Below are 18,590 nucleotides of genomic sequence, written 5' to 3'. Positions count from 1 at the left end.
CCGGGGTGGCGGGTGTCCGGACAGTAGAGTGCGAGACCGTTCCCTTCCGCATATGACCGAGGTGTTGTGCCGCCATGACAGCCCCCGCCTCGTCCGCGGTCCCACCGGACGTCACCGTCGTGGGGATCGGGGCCGACGGGTGGGACGGGCTCACGCGGGCGTCCCGGGCGGCGCTGTGTGAGGCCGAGGTGCTCATCGGCGGCGCCCGTCAGCTCGCGCTGTTGCCCGACGAGTGCGCGGGGGAGCGCGTGGCCTGGCCCACACCGCTGCGGCCCGCCGTCCCCGCCCTGCTGGCCGCGCACGCCGGACGCCGTATCGCCGTACTGGCCAGCGGCGACCCGATGCACTTCGGCGTCGGGCGCGCGCTCGCCGAGGTTCTGGGCGCCGGGGTCCTGGGTGCCGAGGCCCTCGGCACCCAGGCCCTCGGCACCGAGGCCCTGGGCACCGGGGTGCCGAGGGCGCTGCCGCGTGTGCTGCCGCACCCCTCCTCCGTTTCGTACGCCTGCGCGCGGCTGGGCTGGCCGCAGGAGGACATCGAGGTCATCAGCGTTGTCGGGCGCCCCGTCGCGCGGATCGCTGCCGCGCTGTACGAGGGGCGGCGGCTGCTGGTCCTCAGCGCGGGCGCCGGCACCCCCGGCGAGGTCGCCACGCTGCTGCGCGAACGCGGGTTCGGGCCCAGCCGGCTGCGGGTGCTCGAACAGCTCGGCGGCGAGCGCGAACGCTCCTACGGAGCCACCGCCGACGACTGGCCCCACCCGCCCGGTGATCCCCTCAACATCGTCGCCGTCGAGTGCGTACGGGACCCGGGCGGGCTGCGACTCGGCGCCGTCCCCGGGCTGCCGGACACCGCCTACGAGCACGACGGGCAGCTCACCAAGCGCCACGTCCGCGCCGCCACCCTGGCCGCGCTGGCGCCCGCGCCCGGCGAGCTGCTGTGGGACATCGGTGGCGGCGCGGGCTCCGTGGCCGTCGAATGGCTGCGCACCCACCCCGCGTGCCGCGCGGTGACCGTCGAACGCGACCCCGAACGGGCCGCGCGCATCGCCCGCAACGCCGAACGGCTCGGCGTGCCCGGCCTGCGCGTCGTCACCGGCACGGCACCCGGCGCGCTGGAGGGACTCCCCGCCCCCGACGCCGTGTTCGTGGGCGGCGGCCTCACCGCGCCCGGCCTGCTCGACGCCTGCTGGGCGGCGCTGCCCGAGGGCGGCCGGCTCGTCGCCAACACCGTCACGCTGGAGTCCGAGGCGCTGCTCGCCGACCGCTACCGGCGCCACGGCGGCGAACTGGTGCGCCTCGCCGTCGCGCATGCCGTCCCGGTGGGCGGCTTCACCGGCTGGCGCCAGGCGATGCCCGTGACGCAGTGGTCGGTCCGCAAGGGCGGACCCGCTCCCGCTGCGCCTTCCCCACCCGTGGCAGGAGACGACGCATGACCGTGTACTTCATCGGGGCGGGCCCTGGCGCCGCCGACCTGATCACGGTGCGCGGCGCCCGTACGCTCGCCGCCTGCCAGGTGTGCCTGTACGCGGGCAGTCTGGTGCCCCGCGAACTCCTGGACGACTGCCCGCCGGGCGCCCGACTGGTCGACACCGCCCACCTGGACCTGGACGCCATCACCGACGAAATGGTGCGGGCGCACGGCGAGGGCCACGACGTGGCCCGCCTCCACTCGGGCGATCCGTCCGTCTTCAGCGCCGTCGCAGAACAGATGCGCCGCCTGGACGCGGCCGGAGTGCCGTACGAAGTGGTGCCCGGCGTCCCCGCGTTCGCCGCCGCGGCGGCGGCGCTGAAGCGGGAGCTGACGGTGCCCACGGTCGGCCAGACCGTCGTCCTGACCCGCATCGCCCGCCAGGCCACGCCCATGCCTCCCGGTGAGGACCTCGCCACCCTGGGCAGCAGCGGCGCGCTGCTGGTCGTGCACCTGGCGGCGCGGTACGCCGATGAGGTGGTCGCGGAACTCCTGCCGCACTACGGCGCGGACTGCCCCGCCGCGGTGGTGGCCTTCGCCAGCCGCCCCGACGAGGTGGTGCTACGCGGCACCCTCGCGGACATCGCCGACCAGGTGAGGGCCGCCGGCATCAGCAAGACGGCGGTGATCCTGGTCGGCCGAGTACTGGCCGCCGCCGGCTTCCGCGACAGCCACCTCTACTCGACGGAGCGCCCCCGCTACGATTGCCCCGCGGAGCGCCCCCGCCACGATTGTTGAGCCCCGAGCCCTCTTGGCCTCTTTCGCCGCAACCTCTTCCCGCCGCGCTGGCGAGCACGTGGGTGCGGCGGGGCGCCGCAACTTCTTTCCGCCGCGACGGCGAGGAGCTCGGTACTGCGGTCCGGCGGTGCCGTTCCGGCCGTGGGGGCCGGTTTGGCACCGCCGGTTGCGTGGTGTGTGGTTGGCCGCCGTGGCGGCGGAAGAGGGTGGCGGCGGAAGAGGGCAGCGGGGTCGGTCAGGGAGGCGGGGCCTTCAAACCGTGTCCGCCGGACAAGGTCCGGCGGACCTCGCTGCGGCCCACGACCGCCCCCGCGCGGTCGATGCAGATCACGTCCACGCGCACCGGCGCACCCCGCAGCACCGCCAGCGCCTCATCGCGCGCGGACTCCGCGACGAGGTCGCCGAGCGGGACGCCCGCCGCCGCGCACAGCTGGAGCGCGGCCAATCCCGTGTTGGCCCCTTCCACCTCGGCGGCCAGCGCCGCCCCCGCGCCGCCGCGCCGGGCCAGCTCCGCCAGGAAGGCCTTGTCGACCTGGGAGCGCTGGGAGTGCAGGTCCAGGTGGCCGGCCGCCAGTTTGGACAGCTTGGCGAAGCCGCCGCACACCGTCAGCCGGTCGACGGGGTGGCGGCGCACATACTTGAGTACGGCGCCGGCGAAGTCCCCCATGTCCAGCAGCGCGTCCTCGGGCAGCCCGTACTCGGCGACGACCGTCCGCTCCGACGTCGAGCCCGTACACCCCGCCACATGCGTCCGCCCCGCCGCCCGCGCCACATCCACTCCACGGCGGATCGAGTCGATCCAGGCCGAGCACGAGTACGGGACGACGATGCCGGTCGTGCCCAGGATCGACAGCCCGCCCAGGATCCCGAGGCGCGGGTTCCATGTCGAGCGGGCGATCTCCTCGCCGTTGTCGACCGACAGCGTCACCTCGACGTCGGCCTCGACACCGGCCTCGGCCTCGACACCGGCCTCGGCTGCGGCCTCCATGCCGCCGCCGCTGCCGTACCGCGCCGCCACCCGCGCCAGGTGCTCGCGGATCAGCTGGCGCGGCACGGGATTGACCGCCGGTTCGCCCACCTCCAGCGGGAGCCCCGGCCGGGTGACCGTGCCGACCCCCGGTCCGGCGCGGAAGACGACCCCGGAACCGGGGCCCAGCGGCCGTACCGTCGCACGGACGACGGCCCCGTGGGTGACGTCCGGATCGTCCCCCGCGTCCTTGACGACGCCCGCCATGGCGGCGCCCTCGCTCAGCTCTTCCTTCGCCAGCGCGAAGGCGGGTGTCTGGCCCTTGGGCAGGGTGATCGTCACGGGGTCGGGAAAGTCGCCGGTCAGCAGCGCGGTGTAGGCGGCGGTGGCCGCCGCCGTCGCGCAGGCACCGGTCGTCCAGCCGGGGCGCAGCCCGGTGTGCTTGAGTTGGGCGCCGCGTCCGCCTTTGGGCTCACTATGTCCCACTGTGACCCTCACCCATGATGTGAACCTCAACCATGAAGGGACCCACGCTCCGTGCACGTACTGATCCTGGGCGGCACCACCGAGGCCCGGCAGCTGGCCGGACTGCTGCACGGCGCGGGGCCGGACCATGGCGCGGGCCCGGACCACAGCGCCGGACGGGACCACCGCGCCGGGCCGGGCCTTCGGACGACCAGCTCCCTCGCGGGCCGGGTCGCCGACCCGCGGCTGCCGCCGGGCGAGGTGCGGGTCGGGGGGTTCGGGGGAGTGGCGGGCCTGACGGAATGGCTGCGCGAGCACCGCGTGGACGTACTCATCGACGCCACCCATCCCTTCGCCGAGACCATCAGCTTCAACGCCGCGCGGGCCGCGGCCACCGCCCATGTTCCCCTGCTCGCGTTGCGCCGCCCCGGCTGGGTCGCGGGTGAGGGCGACGACTGGCATCCGGCCGGTTCCCTGACGGAGGCGGCGGCGCTGCTGCCGGGGCTGGGGCGCCGGGTCTTCCTGACGACGGGACGCATGGGACTCGCCGCCTTCGCCGGGCCGGGATCGGCGGACTTGTGGTTCCTCGCCCGCTCCGTCGACCCGCCGGAGCCGGGGCAGCCGCTCCCGGCCCGGCTGGAGCTGCTGCTGGAGCGCGGACCGTTCTCACTGGAGGCGGAACGGGACCTGCTGCGCGGCCACCGCATCGACGTCCTGGTGACGAAGGACAGCGGCGGCGCGGCGACGGCACCCAAGCTGGTGGCCGCGCGCGAGGCGGGCATCCCGGTGGTGGTGGTCCGGCGGCCTCCGGTGCCGGAGGGGGTGCGGGTGGTGGCCGGTCCGCAGGAGGCGGCGGAGGCGGTACGGGCACTCTGAGAGCCCCCCTCGGCGAGCTCGCCGAGCAACCCGCGTGCCCGCCGAGCAATCCCGCTCGCCCACCGATCAACCCCGCCCGCCCACCGGGCGCTTCTCACCGACCCCGGCGCGCACGGCGCCGATCCGGCCGACGCGTTCGACGTGATCGTGCCCGACATGCCGGGCTTCGGATACTCCGACCGCCCCGCCGGCCCGCCGCTCGACTCCATCGCCGTCGCCGGCCTGTGGGCGGAGCTCATGGACGTCCTCGGCTACGAGCGGTTCGGCGCGGCGGGCGGGGACATCGGCAGCCATGTGAGCCGCTACCTCGCGCTCGACCACCCCGACCGGGTCGTGGCCGTCCACCGCATGGACGGGGGCGTGGCCGTCTTCACCGGCGACCCGGCGGAGCTGACACCCGAAGAGCGCGCCTGGGTGGAGGGCGTCGCGACCTGGGGCGCGGCGGAGGGCGGCTACACCGCCATGCACCGCACGAAGCCCCAGACCGTCGCCTTCGGCCTCAACGACTCTCCGGCCGGGCTGGCCGCCTGGATCGTCGAGAAGCTCCGGGCGTGGAGCGACTGTGACGGCGACGTCGAACAGAGCTTCACGAAGGACGAGATCCTCACGAACGTCACGCTCTACTGGCTCACGGGGACGATCGGCTCGTCGATGCGCATGTACCGCGCGAACGCCGCGATCCCGCCCGCGCAGCACGCCCGCCGGGTCGAGGTGCCGTCCGGTTTCTCGCTCTTCCCCGGCGACATCGTCCGCCCGCCGCGCGCCTGGCTCGAACGTACGACGAACCTCGCGCGCGTCACCGAGCCCGCGCACGGCGGGCACTTCGCGCCGATCGAGGACCCCGAGCTGTACGCGGAGGAGCTGCGCGCGTTCTTCCGCCCCTACCGGGCGGCGGCGTAGCCACTACCCCGGTGAGTGACCGGCGTCCTCCTCCGCGTCCGGAAGCCGGGCGCCCCTGCTGTCGGCGACCCGGAGGACGTTGCTCAGCGCCGCCGCGGCCTCCTTGACGGTCTGTGCCGTCTCGTCGTCCGCGGCAGCCACGTTGTCGAGAAGCTCCACGATCCGCCTCAGCGCACGCGCGCCGTCCGCGAGCTGGGCGTCCTCAAGCTCGTCGGCGTAGACGGCGAGTACGGAGTCCGCTTCGCCGCTCAGGTAGCAGGGGTTGCCCGCGTCCGTGACCCACGGCAGCAGCCTCAGTTCCGGCGCGGCGGACGCGGGGGTCCGTTCCCGGTCGTAGATCCACATACGGGTCCCTTCCATCCCTTTGTGGCACGCGCAGGCGCACGCCTCGTACGTCACCGGCACGCCCGTCGGCGCCTTCCTGGGGTTGGCGTGACGACAGTCCCCGTGCCTGCCGAGGCCGCACGCCGCTGATCGGTAACTCGTCATGAACTTCCTCCGTGCGCTCCATGCGCCTCGCGCGCTCCGTGTGCTCCGTGCGCGCTCTGTGAGCAACCAAGGACAGAGTGGCACCGTCGCGGCTACGGTTGGAACGGAGTCAGTGGGATTGCGCGCTTAAGTTTCCACGCGAACTCCCGCTGCTCAGCGGCGAGTTCACCGACCGCCGTGATGTCCCGCTCGCACGCGGAACGTTCCTCGCGCTACCGGAGGAAGGAAACAGATGATCACCGACATCGAGTCGGCCACGCCCGCGCTGTGCCGCTTGCAACTCGGCAGTGAGCTGCGCCAACTGCGCCTGGCCGCAGGCTTCAACGGGCGCACCGTCGTCAGAAAGCTCCTGTGGAGCCCCTCGAAGCTGACCCGTCTGGAGACGGGCGAGAACGTGGCGGTGGAGCCGTCGGACGTCATAGCGCTCTGCGAGATCTACGGGGCGACCCCGGAGAAGCGGGCGATGTTGCAGGGGTACGCGGCGGTGACCAAGACGCGGCGGGACTGGTGGCAGTCGGCGGAGTACCGGCCGGTGATCCGGCCGGGTTTCAAGGCGTACTTGGGGTTGGAGGCCACGGCAAGTGTCTTCCAGAACTACGCATCCGAGTTCGTGCCGGGGTTGCTGCAAACCGAGGCGTATGTGCGCGTGATCCACGAGCGTGCTCACCAGGGTATGAGCACGGAAGAAGTGGATAGCCTGGTTGCTGTGCGGATGAACCGTCAGGAGGTGCTGTGGCGGAAGGACTCGCCGCTGAAGCTGACGGCCATCATCAACGAAGCCGTGCTGCACCGCACGGTTGGCGGTTCACAGGTGATGCGCGACCAACTGGGTCACATCGTGGACGTGGCTACGTCCTTTCGGAACGTGCGCGTACAGGTGGTGCCGTTCAGCTCCGGTGCGCATCCAGGAATGAACGGCTCGTTCGTTGTTCTGCAATTCCCTGACCGCGCTGCGATGCGGTCGCTCGTCTACCTGGAGAACATGGCGGACGTGTGGATCAGCCGTCGAGAAGGGGATGTGGAGCGGTACGAGGAGGCGTTCACCGACCTGCAAGCACTGGCTCCGGGACCGCAGGAGTCCCTGAGCCTGATCAAGAAAGCAGTCAAGGAGCATTGATATCGATGAACAGCATGGCTGAGGTTTCCGGCGACGCTGCCTGGTTCAAGTCGAGTTACAGCAACGATCAGGGCGGCGAGTGCGTCGAAGGTGCCCGCCTGGGTGGTGGTGTGATGGCCGTACGGGACTCCAAGCAGCCCGACGGCCCCGCGTTCGCGTTCCGGGCTGACGTCTGGTCCGCGTTCGTCACGTCATTGAAGGGTGGGGGCGAGGGCCATGCTTGAGCCCGCCTGGTTCAAGTCGAGCTACAGCGACAATCAGGGCGGCGAGTGCGTCGAAGGTGCCCGCCTGGGTGGTGGCGTGATGGCCGTACGGGACTCCAAGCAGCCCGACGGCCCCGCGTTCGCGTTCGGGGCTGACGCCTGGTCCGCGTTCCTCACCGCGCTGAGGGGCGAAGCGCCCGCCGTCGGCTGAGCCGCGAGTACTTCACGCGTCGTCCGCGCCCACGAGCACGCGGCCGGGCCCCTCAAAAGCCGGGGCTCCTCAACAGGGGCCCCGGTGAGCCGCACGACCACGCCATCGGCCGGTCCCGCAGCGGACCGACGACCCAGATCCCCTTGGGGGCCGACAGCCGCTGCCGGCCCCTGGCCTTCCCTCTCCCGCCCGGCCAGGCAGACGACGCGCCCGCGTTCACGCGCATACCGGCCCACCTGCGAGGACGGGGCATCAAGGCGGTGGTCCCGCAACCTGCGGACCAGCCCGCCCACCGCAAGCGACGCGGACGCGGCGGAGGCGGACCGCCCGCCTTCGACCGTGACGCCTGCAAAAGACGCGACGTCGTCGAATACCGCTTCAGGCGGCTCAAGCAATGGCGCGGCCTGGCCACCCGCTACGAGAAGCCCGCCCATTTCCATTTCGCCACACTCCACCTCTCAGGAAGCTTCAGCTGGTCAGCCACGTGATCGAAACGGACTCTCTAGGCCAGAGCCGCTGCCGCGGAGGACTCCTCGCCATGATCGGTCGGCGGGCCCATGGGGCCGGTTCAGCCGGGCGGCTCCCGCTCTCAGTCAGGAAGGCCCAGGTGGGGGTGGCGGTACCGAAGGAGTCGGCGCGCGCGTGAACCGCTACGACCCGATCCACGTAGTGATGTCCAACAGTCCTGACTACCAGCAAGGAGGAGAGACGAAATGGACTCACTCAGCAAAGTTTTGGGCCTGAGAAACATGGCGGAATCTCCGGGGCAACCTCGTGCGCGAGCCATCCAGCACATCCAGGGCGTGCTCCGGGACAACAATGTGCCATCGGATCAGACGACCGTGGGCGACGCCATCGTGGCATCCATCAGCACCATTCAGTTGGCTGCCGGAGAGCGCGGTGCCGAGGACGTCGACAGGTGTTTCCGCAGTGAGGCACTGAAGAACGCCTACCTGACCCCAATCAACTCCCCATACGCGAGGGAGGCCCATGAGTTCATAGCCTCACGTGAGTCAGCCTTCTGGGCGGATAAGGCGAGGACGAATCCCACGCAGGGAAACTTGGACGCCGCCTCGTTCACCGTGGCGCAACGCGTTCAGTTCCAGGAGGCCTTCGGCAGGATCAACGATGTCACGAGGGAAAACCTGCGCCACTACCAGCAGCAGCAGACCTTCGCGCAGTACAGCAATGCCCCCTTCAGCAGTAATTCCAGGGGACAGGGTTCTTACCAAGCGCCATCGGAACACGGTCATCATTCATCGAGCCATCGTCATCATTCATCGAGCCACCATCATTCATCCAAGTCTGGGCAGGGGAATGGGCAGGGGAGCGGCCATAGGCGTTCAGGAGGCGGCGGCGTCAAATAGGCGTTCGAGGCCAGTAAACGTCGTCTCGTAAGAGTTCAGGTGTGGGCGAGGTTGTGCATGTGGGCGATTCCGTCGGCAGCCCAGTAGGCGCCGTTGCCGCGACAGCGGCAGTCGCGGAGGATTTTCCCATTCTTCATCCGGGCGAATACGTGTTCCGCCCTTCGAAGTCGGGTGGGTCGCCATCGCGTTCGGCTGTATCACCTCACGGCTTGTACCTGTATTTCTGAGGCTCACAACGGGGGAGCTGCGTGATCCGAAAGAAGCAGCTAGCAGGAGATGTACTCCGCTGGGTCCCTGCCATCGGAAACCCCCGGTCGGCAGGGGCCCGGCGGTTGGCTGATTAGATCGTTGCCATGGAGATACTCATCGGCTGCGTCGTCGTGGGCCTGCTGGTCTTCGTCGCCGTGCACGGCATCGAGGCCCGGATCGTCCGCACCGACCGGCGCTTGGCGCGCGTCGAGCGCAAGGTGGACCTGATCCTCGAACACCTAGGGGTCCAGGAACACGATCCGTGGCTCGCCGAGGTGGCCGAACTCGCGCGTTCCGGCCAGAAGATCCAGGCGATCAAGCGGTACCGGGAGCTGACCGGCGAGGGCCTGAAAGAGGCCAAGAACGTCGTCGACCGCATGGTCTAGCCGGGGACCGGAGGACATGGCGTCCGCCGGTGGCTCATTCACCGGGCACGGTGCGGCTACAGCACGCTGGGCCGGTTCCGGTCGACGATGTGCAGCGGGACGTCCCGCTCGATACGTTCCAGTACGGCGAGCGCGTTGCCGCCTTGTGCCCCCGCGTACGCCGACGCATTCGCGAGATGCTGCGTGCTCGAAAGCCCGCCTCGTGGCTCGTCTCGCATCGTTGGCCGGGTAATCGACGGGTTGCCCGGCAGTCAGCGGGCCAGGGCGGCCAGGTGCGCCGCCGGCTGTGCACGCGATTCATGCCACCTGAAGTCGTGCGGTTCCGGGGGCTGTGCGTGGAGCGATGCCGACGTGTGGTGCGCGTGAGCGTCAGCGTCCCTGTGTGTCCCAGTTCGCGAGCACGGCGTCGGCCGCGGCGTGCAGGTGCCGTGCTGATGTGCCGTCACATACCTGTGTCGAAATACCGAGCAAGAAGCCGTGGATCATTGACGTGAGGCCGTCCACGTCGGTGTCTTCGGCGAGTTCTCCTGATGAGGTGATGCCGCGTACGACGCACGCCCTGATGCGTGCTCGGTCCGCTGCGCGGCGCGCCGCTACGACCTTTCGCGCTCCGGCCTCGCCTGCTCCCGGTGCCCGGACCGTCCCCGAGAGGGCGACGAGGCATCCGCGAGGGTGGGATGGGTCGGTCTGCATGTTGATCGACCCGTGGAGGAGCCGGGCGATGGCCTCGCGGGGACTTTCCGCCTCGTCGGCCACGACATCGGTGACGCTGCCCGGTCCGGCGATGTAGTGCTCAACGGCCTTCTCGAACAGTCCCTCCTTCGAGCCGAAGGCGCCGTAGAGGCTCGCGGAGGACAGTCCTGTGGTCTCGCGGAGCTGGGCCAGCGATGTCGCTTCGTAGCCCTGTTCCCAGAACAGCAGCATCGCGGCCTCCAGGACGGCCTCCATGTCGAAGATGCGGGGACGGCCGATGGGGGACACGGCGAACCTCCTCTATTGCGGACTGACTGATCCAGTTTGACACCCGTAAGCACGTCTATCAATATCGGATCAGTCAATCCATAACTAGTGGAGGAGTCCGCCCCGATGACCACAACGTGCCCCACGCCGGTCCGCGAGCGAGCGCACGAGTCGTTCCCCGTTCCGGCGCTGGTGGTGATGGCGTGCACCGGATTCATCGTGATCATGACCGAGACGCTGCCGGCGGGGCTGCTCCCGCAGCTCGCTGCCGGACTCGACGTCTCCGAAGGCGGCGCCGGCCAGCTCGTGAGCGCCTACGCGATCGGAACGGTCCTCGCGGCGATACCCGCGATCGCGCTGACGCGCGGGGCACGGCGGAAGCCGCTCCTCCTTGCCGGCCTGCTCGGGTTCCTCGTCGCGAACGTCGTCACCGCGGTATCGCCGTCGTTCACCGTCGCTCTTGTCGCCCGGTTCGTCGGGGGAGCCTTCTCCGGGCTGCTGTGGGGCATGCTCGCCGGATACGCCCGGCGTATCGCCGCACCTGAGCACGCCGGGCGTGCCCTTGCCATCGCCATGACCGGAACCCCGGTCGCGCTCGGCGTCGGAACACCCCTTGGCGCCTGGCTGGGCTCGACGGTCGGGTGGCGCTGGTCCTTCGCCGCGATGGCACTGCTCAGCGTCATCGTCATGGTCTTCGCGAAGTTCCTCGTGCCCGACGCCCCGGGGCAGTCGGCGCGGACACGCGCTCCGCTCAGCCGAGTGCTGGGCATTCCCGGCGTGGCGACCATCCTCACCGTCGTATTCGTCTGGATGCTCGCGCACAACCTGCTCTACACCTACATCGCTTCCTATCTGCACCAGATGCGTCTCGCCCTCCGGCCCGACGTCACACTTCTCGTCTTCGGCCTCGCTGCGCTCGGAGGTATCTGGATCACCGGCGTGTTCATCGACCGCGCACTTCGCAGGCTCACCCTGGCGAGTGTGATCCTGTTCATCGTCGCCGGAGGGGTTCTTGCCGCCGCGCAACAGTCCACTGTGCTCGTGCTGCTCGCGACCGTCCTGTGGGGCCTCGCGTTCGGCGGCTCGGCGACGCAGTTGCAGACGGCCTTGGGGGAGGCCGCGGGCGAGAACGCCGATGCGGCGAACGCGATGCTGACGACCTCCTTCAACTTGGCGATCTTTGCGGGCGGTGCATTGGGGGCTGTGGTCGTCGATGGCGTGGGCGCACCGGTTCTTCCAGCCGGGATGATCGCTCTCACACTCCTGGCGCTCGTCACGGTCGGCTTCGGCCGGCGCGCAGCATTCCCCGCAGGGCGTTGATCGAGAACTGACCGGACCCTCCTCGCCGCCGGGCGGCGATCTGAACGGGACCGCTGCCCGGCCGTGGTGGGGGGCGTGGGGGGCGTCAGCCCTCGGGCGGCTGCTGGAGCATGGCGAGGGTCAGAACGTTGCCGCCGATTCCCCAGCCGCCGTCGGTGACCTCCTCGACCAGGACCATGGTGTTGGCGCGGGCCCGTTCGCCGTAGATCTCGACGTACAGCTCGGTGGCGCGGGTGACGATCTTCTCCTTCTGCGTCTCGTCGAGGGTTCCGGCGGGGACCTTGAAATTCGCGAACGGCATGGTGGTTCTCTTTCGGTGGGATCAACAGGTTCCGGGGTGGGATTGCAGGAAGCTGCCCGCGGTGAGCGGGGCGCGCCGCGCCGGGGCGGTCAGATGATGCCGCCGTTGGCACGGAGGACCTGGCCGTTGACCCAGTGGCCGGCCGGTGAGGCGAGGAAGGCGATCGCCTCGGCGATGTCCGCGGGGGTGCCCAGGCGTTCCAGCGGGGGTTGCGCGGCCAGCCGGGCGATGGCTTCCTCGTCCTTGCCCTCGAAGAACAGGTCGGTGGCGGTGGGGCCGGGCGCGACGGCGTTGACCGTGACGTCCCGGCCGCGCATTTCGCGGGCGAGGATCATCGTGAGGGCCTCGACCGCGCCCTTGCTCGCGCTGTAGGCGCCGTAAGTGGGGAAGGCCAGCCCCACCACGGACGTGGAGAGGGTGACGACGGCGCCGCCGTCGCGGATCGTCCGGGCCGCCTGCCGGGCGACCACGAAGGTGCCACGGATGTTGGTGCGGTGGAGGGCGTCCAGTTCCGCCAGGTCCAGCTCCGCGACAGTGGAAAGGTACATACGGCCGGCCGCGTGCACGACGACGTCCACGCCCCCGAACTCGGACTCGGCGGTGGCGAACATGGCGGCCACCTGGTCTTCGTCGGCGACGTCCGCCTGGACCGCGACCGCCCGGCCACCAGCGGCGGTGACCTGCCGGGCGGCGGCCTCGGCCGGGTCACGGCCGCCCGCGTAACCGACGACGACAGCGAATCCGTCGGCCGCCAGCCGGCCCACCGTCTCGCGGCCGATGCCACGCGAGCCACCGGTGACGATGGCGACGCGGGGCCGGCCGGCGCCGTGACCGGACGCGGCGTGACTCGTCGCGCTCTCTGGGGAGGACGTCGCGTTCTCTGGGGAGGACGCGTTCTCTTGGGAAGACGTCGCGTTCTCTGGGGAGGACGCGTTCTCTTGGGAAGACGTCGCGCTCTCTGGGGAGGACATGGAGGCTCCTGACAAGGCCGGATAGGGGCTGCCACGGCGGGTGGGCCGTGGGGCCACGACGGGTGGGGCGTGGGCGCCGCGACGGGTGGGGCGTGGGCGCCACCCGACGGGTGGGGCGTGGTGCGGAGCGTCGGCGTCACGGTGCGCGACGCCCTGTCCGCCTCTCCAGCGTGCGCCCGCGTCCCCCCGCCAGCCAGGGCTGAGCCCACCCTGGGGTTACCGTCCCCTGCCTCAGCACACCGGTGCGCGCGACAATGGGGGGCGTGCATCACGCTGAGCTCGCCGCATACCTGAAGTCCCGGCGCGACCGGATTCGCCCGTCCGACGTCGGTCTGCCCACCGGCCCCCGCCGCCGGGTCCCCGGGCTGCGGCGCGAGGAGGTCGCCCAGCTGGCGGGCCTGTCCGCGGACTACTACACAGAGCTCGAACGCGGACGCGGCGCCCAGCCCTCGACCCAGGTGCTGGTCTCCCTCGCCCGCGCGCTGCGGCTGAACGGCGACGGACGCGACCACCTGTTCCACCTCGCCGACCGGCCGATCCCCCCGGCCGCGCACGGCCCGGCCGCGCACGTACAGCCCGGTTTGCTGCACCTCCTGGACCAGCTCACCACCACCCCCGCGCAGATCATCACCGACCTGCACGAAATCCTCGTCCAGAACCCGCTGGCCGCCACGCTCGTCGGCCGGCCCCCCGCGCTGCGCGGCCCCGAGGCGAGCTTCGTCCACCGCTGGTTCACCGACCCCGACGCCCGGATCGTCTACCCGGTCGAGGACCACCCCCACCACTCCCGGGTCTTCGTCGCCGACCTCCAGGCCGTCGCCGCCCGGCGCGGCCACGACACCGAGGTGACCCGGATGGTTGCCGGGCTGCGCGCACGCAGCCCGGAGTTCGCCGCCCTCTGGGACACCCACGACGTCGCCCTCCGGCGGACGGACCACAAACGCATCGTCCACCCCGTCCTGGGCCTCATCGAGCTGGACTGCCACAACCTGTTCAGCGAGGACGGCTGCCAACGCCTCCTGTGGTTCACCGCCCCGCCCGGCACCGAGGGCGCCGACCAGCTGGAGTTGCTCTCCGTCATCGGCACTCAGGACATGTCCGATGCTCGGGAGATGCCCGACGCTCGGGACATGCCCGACGCGGACGAACTGGGACGGCAACAGGCCTGAGCAGCGTCGGGGCAGGCTGTGGGCCGTGGGCCGTCGTCCGGTGTTACCCCTCGGCCGGGCGTCCGTCCTCCGGGTACCGGCGTGGGGTCCATACGACCTCGGTCCCGGTCCCGGTCCCGGCACCGCTCTCGCCGCGCCGGGCGACCCGAGTCTGGGACGAGCCGACGATCAGCAACGTCCGCATGTCCACCTGCGACGGGTCGAGTTCGGCCAGCGGCACGGTGCGTATGCGCTGCTCCGGGCCGCCGACATCGCGGGCCAGCACCACGGGGGTGTCGGGGGCGCGGTGTTCGAGCAGGACCTCGCGGGCCTTGCCTACCTGCCATGTGCGGCTGCGCGAGCCGGGGTTGTAGAGCGCGAGCGCCAGATCCGCGGCGGCGGCGGCGCGCAGGCGTTCGGCGATGACCTCCCACGGCTTGAGGCGGTCGGAGAGGGAGAGCACGGCGTAGTCGTGGCCGAGCGGCGCGCCCGCGGCGGCAGCGGCGGCGTTGGCAGCGGTCACCCCGGGCAGCACCCGTAGCGGAACGTCCGCGTACGGTTCCTGCGCCGCGACCTCCACCACGGCGGTCGCCATCGCGAAGACGCCGGGGTCGCCACCGGAGACGACGGCGACCCGCCGGCCGCGCCGCGCCAGGTCGAGCGCGAACTCGGCGCGCTCGGACTCGACGCGGTTGTCGGTACCGTGGCGGCGCTGCCCGGGGCGCCTCGGTACCCGGTCCAGATAGGTGGTGTAACCGACGAGGTCGTCGGCCGCCGCCAGCGCGCCCCGCGTCTCGGGCGTCAGCCACAACGGCCCCGCGGGCCCCGTCCCGACGACGACGATCTCGCCGCCGTCGACAGCGGCATCGGTGCCCGTGCCCGTGTCCGTGTCGGTGCCTGCGTCGGTGCCTGCGTCGGTGTCCGGGTGTGTTCCCGTTTGCGCCGCCTCGCCGAAGCGAGCCCCGTCCACCGGACTGGGCAGCGCCGCCACGCGGCTGGGCAGCACCGCCACCGCGAAGTACGGCACCGACTCCGGGTCCACCTCCGCGAGCCGGCCCGTGCGCTCCCCGTCCATCGTGGCGCGCTCCACATAGCGCGCCTCGTCCAGCCGGCCCGAACGCTCCAGCGCGCGGCGCACCTTCGGGAACGTACGTCCGAGTTTCATCACCGCCACCGCGTCGGTGGAGGCGAGCCGCGCGGTCAGCTCCTCCTCGGGCAGGGTGCCCGGCAGCACCGTCAGGGCCTCCTCGCCCTCCGAGAGCGGGGTGCCCAGCCGGGCGGCTGCGGCGCTCACGGAGGTGACGCCGGGGATCACCTCGGTCGGGTAGCGGTGCGCGAGCCGCTTGTGCATGTGCATGTAGGAGCCGTAGAAGAGCGGGTCGCCCTCGGCGAGTACGGCGACGGTCCTGCCCGCGTCCAGGTGCGCGGCCAGCCGCTCGGCGGCCTCGGCGTAGAACTCCTCCAGCGCGCCCCGGTAGCCGCCGGGGTGGTCGGTGTTCTCCGTGGTGACGGGGTAGACCAGCGCCTCCTCGATGTGGTCGGCGCGCAGGTGTTCGGCGGCGATGGAGCGCGCGATCGAACGGCCGTGCTGGGCGCTGTGGTAGGCGACCACGTCCGCCTCGGCGATGGCCTGGACGGCACGCACGGTCATCAACGACGGGTCGCCGGGCCCGAGCCCGACCCCGAGCAGCCGCCCGGACGTCGCGTCGTTGTGGACGGCTTCGTGGCGTTCGACGTCGTGGCGTTCGGCGTCGTCGTTTACGGCGTCGTTGTCCACGGCGTCGTTCCCGGTCACGGTCACTCTTCCTCACTCGCGATCGCGTTGAGCGCGGCCACCGCGAGGGCGCTGCCGCCCCGGCGCCCGTGGACGACCAGGTGGTCGAGCCCCGACGGGTGTGCGGCCAGCGCCTGTTTGGACTCGACGGCTCCGACGAATCCGACGGGCACCCCGATGACGGCGGCCGGACGCGGTGCGCCGTCCTCGATCATCTCCAGCAGCCGGAAGAGCGCGGTGGGCGCGTTGCCGACGGCGACGACGGAGCCCGCGAGCCGGTCGCGCCACAGTTCGAGCGCCGCGGCGGTACGGGTCGTGCCCAGCTCGGCGGCGAGCGCGGGCACGGAGGGCTCGGACAGCGTGCACACCACCTCGTTGTCGGCCGGCAGCCGCCTGCGGGTCACGCCGCTGGCGATCATGGCGACGTCGCACAGGATCGGCGCCCCCGCGCGCAGCGCCTCGCGGGCGCGGGCGACCACGTGCGGGGTGTGGACGAGGTCCCGTACGAGGTCGACCATCCCGCAGGCGTGGATCATCCGGACCGCGACCTGGCTGACGTCGGCGGGCAGCCCCGCGAGGTCCGCCTCGGCGCGGATGGTGGCAAAGGACTGGCGGTAGATGGCCGCGCCGTCCTTTTCGTAGTCGAACACGGTGTTCTCGCTGCCTTCATTGCTGGTGCGGATGTCGCTGGTGGGGGTGTCGGTGGTGGGGATGTGGCGATTGCGGATGGTGCTGGTGCTGGTGCTGGTGCTGGTGCTGGTGCTGGTGGTGGTGCTCATGTGGCGGTGGTCTCCGTGTCTCCGCCGGAGGCGCGTGCCGCCGCCACGATGTCGGCGAGCTCTCCGGTGAGCCCTTCGGCGAGCCCATCGGTGAGCCCTTCGGTGAGCTCGGAAGAGGCGATCGTGGAGGCCCGGCCGGGGGGTACGTCTCCCGCTCCGACGACGGACACGCGGTAGCCGTCCTCGTCCGCGACGACGTCCACGTGAGCGCCCGGCGGACGTCCACAGCGCCGGGCGCAGCCGGACCAGTACACCGGCAGCCCGCCCCCGGTACCGAGGGTGGACGCCGCGTCCTTCCGTACGTCGGCCAACGAGCGCGCGCAGCCCGGCCGCCCCGTACAGGCGCCCACTCCCCGCCAGGGCGAGCCGGGCCCGGTCACCAGCCCGGCGGCGGCGAGCGCGGCCAGTGCCGCTGCGGCGTTCTCCGGCCGCACGCCGGGCACGACGACCCCACGCCAGGGCGTCAGCCGAAGCTCCCCCGCGCCTTCCCGACGCGCGGTGTCGGCCAACAACCGCCACTGGGCGGCCGACAGCAGCCCGAGGGGAGCGAGCACGGACAGCGCGACGGCCCCTTCGGGACCCTGCGTCCCGTCCTGCCCTCGCCTCCTCCGCCCCGGGTACGGCACGAGACCAGGCGCGGGCCCCTCCCCGGCGGGGCCGAGCGACGGCACGGCAGCAACCCGCGTGCCGGGGACCCGCCGGGCAACACGCCGGGCCGGCTCCGCTGCCTCGACCGGCCCCTCCGCCAGGAGTTCGGCGACCCGCCAGGCGCGTACGCCGCACTCGCGCGCCGTCTCCAGGAAGACCTCGGCGGCGATGAGGGCGGCCCGCGCCCCGTTCGAGGCGTCCATACGGAGGGCGGCTCCGCCCACGACCAGCAGCGCCTCGCCGCTCCCGACAGCGAGCAACGTCACATCCGCGCCCAGCGCGGCCACGTCGCCCCTGCCGTCGTCCAGCGCGAATAGAAAGCGCCCCGAAAGTTCCTGTGCGGCTTCGCTTGTGCACAGCAGCTGGTCCAGCTCGGTCAGCCAGGGCCGCACGTCCGCCGACCCGTGCCCGTCGAGCCCCGACAGCGGCGACGCCACGATGTTGCGCACCCGTTCGTGCGCGGGGGAGGGCAGCAGCCCCGCCGCACCGAGCAGTTCCGCCAGCTCGGCCCCGCAGTCGGCGGAGAGCCCCCGCAATTGCACGTTGCCCCGCGAGGTCAAATGGAGCCCGCCATCCCCGAGCCCCACCGCACACTCCGCCAGCACCTCAGCCTGCTCCGCGCTCAGCACGCCACCGGGCAGACGGACGCGCGCGAGCGCCCCGTCATCCGCCTGGTGCAGCCGCAACGCACCGGGACAGGCGTCCCCGGAGGACCGCGAAGTCCGCGCGGCGGACGAACCCCCGACCGAACGGCGAGGCGCCCCCACGGGCAGGCCCCCGCGAACCGGCTCGCCGCCGGGCTCGTCCCCGTCCCTGGGCCCCGACCTACTGACGAGCTCGTGCCCGTCCTCGGTCTGGTGCCCGTCCTCGGTCTGGTGCCCGTCCCCGGTCTCGTGCCCGTCCCCGGTCTCGTGCCCGTCCCTGGCCTCCGGCCCATCCCCGGCGGCGCTCGGCCCCCGCCGGAGTCCGAGCTCGACCCCCGTTTCGCGTTCGCCAACGCGAACGCGGTCGCGCGGCGGTGTCGCGTCCTGGGCGAACGGGCTGGTGGGGGGCGTGGCCATGGCGGCGAGCATACTCATCCCTTTCGGGCCCGCCCCGGGCCGTGCTGATGGCCCCCAGCCCCACACCAGCCCCACCCACCCCAGCCCCACCCTGTCCCCACCCGCCCCGGCCCGTCTGTCGGAAGCCGTGCTGCGGAACCCGTACTCCCCGCCCCCGCCCCCACACCCTTACGATGCTTGTCGGCGGGCCACCCG

Annotated in this window: 19 protein-coding genes and 2 pseudogenes; 11 read left to right on the top strand and 10 right to left on the bottom strand. The window is 71.9% G+C overall.

Going from position 1 to position 18,590, the window contains the following annotated elements:
* The first annotated feature begins 74 nt into the window (after positions 1–74).
* Together cbiT and cobM are read left to right on the top strand one after the other, a co-directional pair.
* Positions 75–1,430, top strand: a complete 1,356-nt coding sequence (gene cbiT, locus OHB04_RS19265) for a precorrin-6Y C5,15-methyltransferase (decarboxylating) subunit CbiT (protein ID WP_326807894.1) — start codon at positions 75–77, stop codon at positions 1,428–1,430.
* Complete coding sequence (gene cobM / locus OHB04_RS19260) at positions 1,427–2,203, top strand: precorrin-4 C(11)-methyltransferase (RefSeq protein ID WP_326807893.1); 777 nt, start codon at positions 1,427–1,429, stop codon at positions 2,201–2,203. Before cbiT ends, cobM begins: the two co-directional genes overlap by 4 nt.
* 235 nt (positions 2,204–2,438) lie before the next feature.
* Here cobM and OHB04_RS19255 read toward each other — a convergent pair whose 3' ends face one another.
* The gene (locus OHB04_RS19255) at positions 2,439–3,656 is read right to left on the bottom strand and encodes a cobalt-precorrin-5B (C(1))-methyltransferase (protein ID WP_326807892.1); all 1,218 of its coding nucleotides are present in this window, start codon (positions 3,654–3,656) and stop codon (positions 2,439–2,441) included.
* 51 nt (positions 3,657–3,707) lie between these two features.
* On the opposite strand from OHB04_RS19255, the gene OHB04_RS19250 reads away from it, so the two are divergent.
* Entirely contained in the window at positions 3,708–4,511 is an 804-nt protein-coding gene (locus OHB04_RS19250) for a cobalt-precorrin-6A reductase (protein ID WP_326807891.1), read from the top strand.
* 90 nt (positions 4,512–4,601) lie between these two features.
* A pseudogene (locus OHB04_RS19245) lies at positions 4,602–5,411 on the top strand (alpha/beta fold hydrolase); the annotation flags it as partial.
* Between the two features lie 3 nt (positions 5,412–5,414).
* Here OHB04_RS19245 and OHB04_RS19240 read toward each other — a convergent pair.
* Complete coding sequence (locus OHB04_RS19240; protein WP_326807890.1) at positions 5,415–5,771, bottom strand: hypothetical protein; 357 nt, start codon at positions 5,769–5,771, stop codon at positions 5,415–5,417.
* Positions 5,772–6,132: 361 nt separating this feature from the next.
* Between OHB04_RS19240 and OHB04_RS19235 the strand changes: the two genes are divergently transcribed.
* The 4 genes from OHB04_RS19235 (at position 6,133) to OHB04_RS19220 (ending at position 8,798) form a co-directional block, all read left to right on the top strand.
* Positions 6,133–7,017 (top strand): helix-turn-helix domain-containing protein, encoded by an 885-nt coding sequence (locus OHB04_RS19235; RefSeq protein ID WP_326688914.1) that lies wholly within the window; start codon positions 6,133–6,135, stop codon positions 7,015–7,017.
* 5 nt (positions 7,018–7,022) lie between these two features.
* On the top strand, positions 7,023–7,241 hold the full coding sequence (locus OHB04_RS19230) for a DUF397 domain-containing protein (RefSeq protein WP_326688913.1): 219 nt from the start codon (positions 7,023–7,025) through the stop codon (positions 7,239–7,241).
* Positions 7,234–7,431, top strand: coding sequence for a DUF397 domain-containing protein (locus tag OHB04_RS19225; protein ID WP_326688912.1), 198 nt, complete (start codon positions 7,234–7,236; stop codon positions 7,429–7,431). The genes OHB04_RS19230 and OHB04_RS19225 overlap by 8 nt, the downstream gene beginning before the upstream one ends.
* A gap of 713 nt (positions 7,432–8,144) precedes the next feature.
* Positions 8,145–8,798: a hypothetical protein gene (locus OHB04_RS19220; protein ID WP_326807889.1), complete on the top strand. Its 654-nt coding sequence runs from the start codon at positions 8,145–8,147 to the stop codon at positions 8,796–8,798.
* 35 nt (positions 8,799–8,833) lie between these two features.
* On the opposite strand, the pseudogene OHB04_RS19215 reads toward OHB04_RS19220, so the two are convergent.
* Positions 8,834–8,959: pseudogene (locus tag OHB04_RS19215) on the bottom strand (IS5/IS1182 family transposase); the annotation flags it as partial.
* A gap of 192 nt (positions 8,960–9,151) precedes the next feature.
* Between OHB04_RS19215 and OHB04_RS19210 the strand changes: the two are divergent.
* On the top strand, positions 9,152–9,433 hold the full coding sequence (locus tag OHB04_RS19210) for a ribosomal protein L7/L12 (protein WP_326688910.1): 282 nt from the start codon (positions 9,152–9,154) through the stop codon (positions 9,431–9,433).
* A gap of 56 nt (positions 9,434–9,489) precedes the next feature.
* Here OHB04_RS19210 and OHB04_RS19205 read toward each other — a convergent pair whose 3' ends face one another.
* A complete protein-coding gene (locus OHB04_RS19205) occupies positions 9,490–9,651 on the bottom strand; it encodes a hypothetical protein (protein ID WP_326688909.1) in 162 nt (53 codons plus the stop codon).
* 151 nt (positions 9,652–9,802) lie between these two features.
* Positions 9,803–10,414: a TetR/AcrR family transcriptional regulator gene (locus OHB04_RS19200; RefSeq protein ID WP_326688908.1), complete on the bottom strand. Its 612-nt coding sequence runs from the start codon at positions 10,412–10,414 to the stop codon at positions 9,803–9,805.
* A gap of 105 nt (positions 10,415–10,519) precedes the next feature.
* Here OHB04_RS19200 and OHB04_RS19195 point away from each other — a divergent pair, with 105 nt between their 5' ends.
* Positions 10,520–11,713, top strand: a complete 1,194-nt coding sequence (locus OHB04_RS19195) for an MFS transporter (RefSeq protein ID WP_326688907.1) — start codon at positions 10,520–10,522, stop codon at positions 11,711–11,713.
* An 85-nt stretch (positions 11,714–11,798) separates the two neighbouring features.
* Here OHB04_RS19195 and OHB04_RS19190 read toward each other — a convergent pair whose 3' ends face one another.
* Together OHB04_RS19190 and OHB04_RS19185 are read right to left on the bottom strand one after the other, a co-directional pair.
* Positions 11,799–12,014, bottom strand: a complete 216-nt coding sequence (locus OHB04_RS19190) for a tautomerase family protein (protein ID WP_326688906.1) — start codon at positions 12,012–12,014, stop codon at positions 11,799–11,801.
* A gap of 89 nt (positions 12,015–12,103) precedes the next feature.
* On the bottom strand, positions 12,104–12,985 hold the full coding sequence (locus OHB04_RS19185; RefSeq protein WP_326688905.1) for an SDR family oxidoreductase: 882 nt from the start codon (positions 12,983–12,985) through the stop codon (positions 12,104–12,106).
* Positions 12,986–13,239: 254 nt separating this feature from the next.
* Between OHB04_RS19185 and OHB04_RS19180 the strand changes: the two genes are divergently transcribed.
* On the top strand, positions 13,240–14,154 hold the full coding sequence (locus tag OHB04_RS19180) for a helix-turn-helix transcriptional regulator (protein ID WP_442814879.1): 915 nt from the start codon (positions 13,240–13,242) through the stop codon (positions 14,152–14,154).
* A 43-nt stretch (positions 14,155–14,197) separates the two neighbouring features.
* On the opposite strand, the gene OHB04_RS19175 is transcribed toward OHB04_RS19180, so the two are convergent.
* From OHB04_RS19175 to cobG, 3 genes are all read right to left on the bottom strand, one after another.
* The gene (locus OHB04_RS19175) at positions 14,198–15,784 is read right to left on the bottom strand and encodes a precorrin-2 C(20)-methyltransferase (RefSeq protein WP_442815098.1); all 1,587 of its coding nucleotides are present in this window, start codon (positions 15,782–15,784) and stop codon (positions 14,198–14,200) included.
* Between the two features lie 146 nt (positions 15,785–15,930).
* Complete coding sequence (locus OHB04_RS19170) at positions 15,931–16,557, bottom strand: precorrin-8X methylmutase (protein ID WP_326692805.1); 627 nt, start codon at positions 16,555–16,557, stop codon at positions 15,931–15,933.
* Between the two features lie 125 nt (positions 16,558–16,682).
* Positions 16,683–18,395 carry a precorrin-3B synthase gene (gene cobG, locus OHB04_RS19165; protein ID WP_326807886.1) on the bottom strand — a complete coding sequence of 571 codons (1,713 nt, stop codon included), beginning with the start codon at positions 18,393–18,395 and terminating at the stop codon, positions 16,683–16,685.
* Positions 18,396–18,590: the final 195 nt, after the last annotated feature.

Source organism: Streptomyces sp. NBC_01775, assembly GCF_035917675.1.
Lineage (GTDB): Bacteria > Actinomycetota > Actinomycetes > Streptomycetales > Streptomycetaceae > Streptomyces.
Note: the sequence above shows the minus strand (reverse complement) of the source record. Positions and strands in the feature narration are given on the sequence as shown.

Excerpts from the sequence above, each read along its gene's own strand:
- OHB04_RS19190 (WP_326688906.1), bottom strand. The coding sequence starts at position 12,014 with ATGCCGTTCGCGAATTTCAAGGTCCCCGCCGGAACCCTCGACGAGACG.
- OHB04_RS19235 (WP_326688914.1), top strand. The coding sequence starts at position 6,133 with ATGATCACCGACATCGAGTCGGCCACGCCCGCGCTGTGCCGCTTGCAA.
- cobG (WP_326807886.1), bottom strand. The coding sequence starts at position 18,395 with ATGGCCACGCCCCCCACCAGCCCGTTCGCCCAGGACGCGACACCGCCG.
- cobM (WP_326807893.1), top strand. The coding sequence starts at position 1,427 with ATGACCGTGTACTTCATCGGGGCGGGCCCTGGCGCCGCCGACCTGATC.
- OHB04_RS19225 (WP_326688912.1), top strand. The coding sequence starts at position 7,234 with ATGCTTGAGCCCGCCTGGTTCAAGTCGAGCTACAGCGACAATCAGGGC.
- OHB04_RS19175 (WP_442815098.1), bottom strand. The coding sequence starts at position 15,784 with ATGACCGTGCGTGCCGTCCAGGCCATCGCCGAGGCGGACGTGGTCGCC.
- OHB04_RS19180 (WP_442814879.1), top strand. The coding sequence starts at position 13,240 with ATGGGGGGCGTGCATCACGCTGAGCTCGCCGCATACCTGAAGTCCCGG.
- OHB04_RS19210 (WP_326688910.1), top strand. The coding sequence starts at position 9,152 with ATGGAGATACTCATCGGCTGCGTCGTCGTGGGCCTGCTGGTCTTCGTC.
- OHB04_RS19220 (WP_326807889.1), top strand. The coding sequence starts at position 8,145 with ATGGACTCACTCAGCAAAGTTTTGGGCCTGAGAAACATGGCGGAATCT.
- OHB04_RS19205 (WP_326688909.1), bottom strand. The coding sequence starts at position 9,651 with ATGCGAGACGAGCCACGAGGCGGGCTTTCGAGCACGCAGCATCTCGCG.
- OHB04_RS19230 (WP_326688913.1), top strand. The coding sequence starts at position 7,023 with ATGAACAGCATGGCTGAGGTTTCCGGCGACGCTGCCTGGTTCAAGTCG.
- cbiT (WP_326807894.1), top strand. The coding sequence starts at position 75 with ATGACAGCCCCCGCCTCGTCCGCGGTCCCACCGGACGTCACCGTCGTG.
- OHB04_RS19185 (WP_326688905.1), bottom strand. The coding sequence starts at position 12,985 with ATGTCCTCCCCAGAGAGCGCGACGTCTTCCCAAGAGAACGCGTCCTCC.
- OHB04_RS19195 (WP_326688907.1), top strand. The coding sequence starts at position 10,520 with ATGACCACAACGTGCCCCACGCCGGTCCGCGAGCGAGCGCACGAGTCG.
- OHB04_RS19240 (WP_326807890.1), bottom strand. The coding sequence starts at position 5,771 with ATGGAAGGGACCCGTATGTGGATCTACGACCGGGAACGGACCCCCGCG.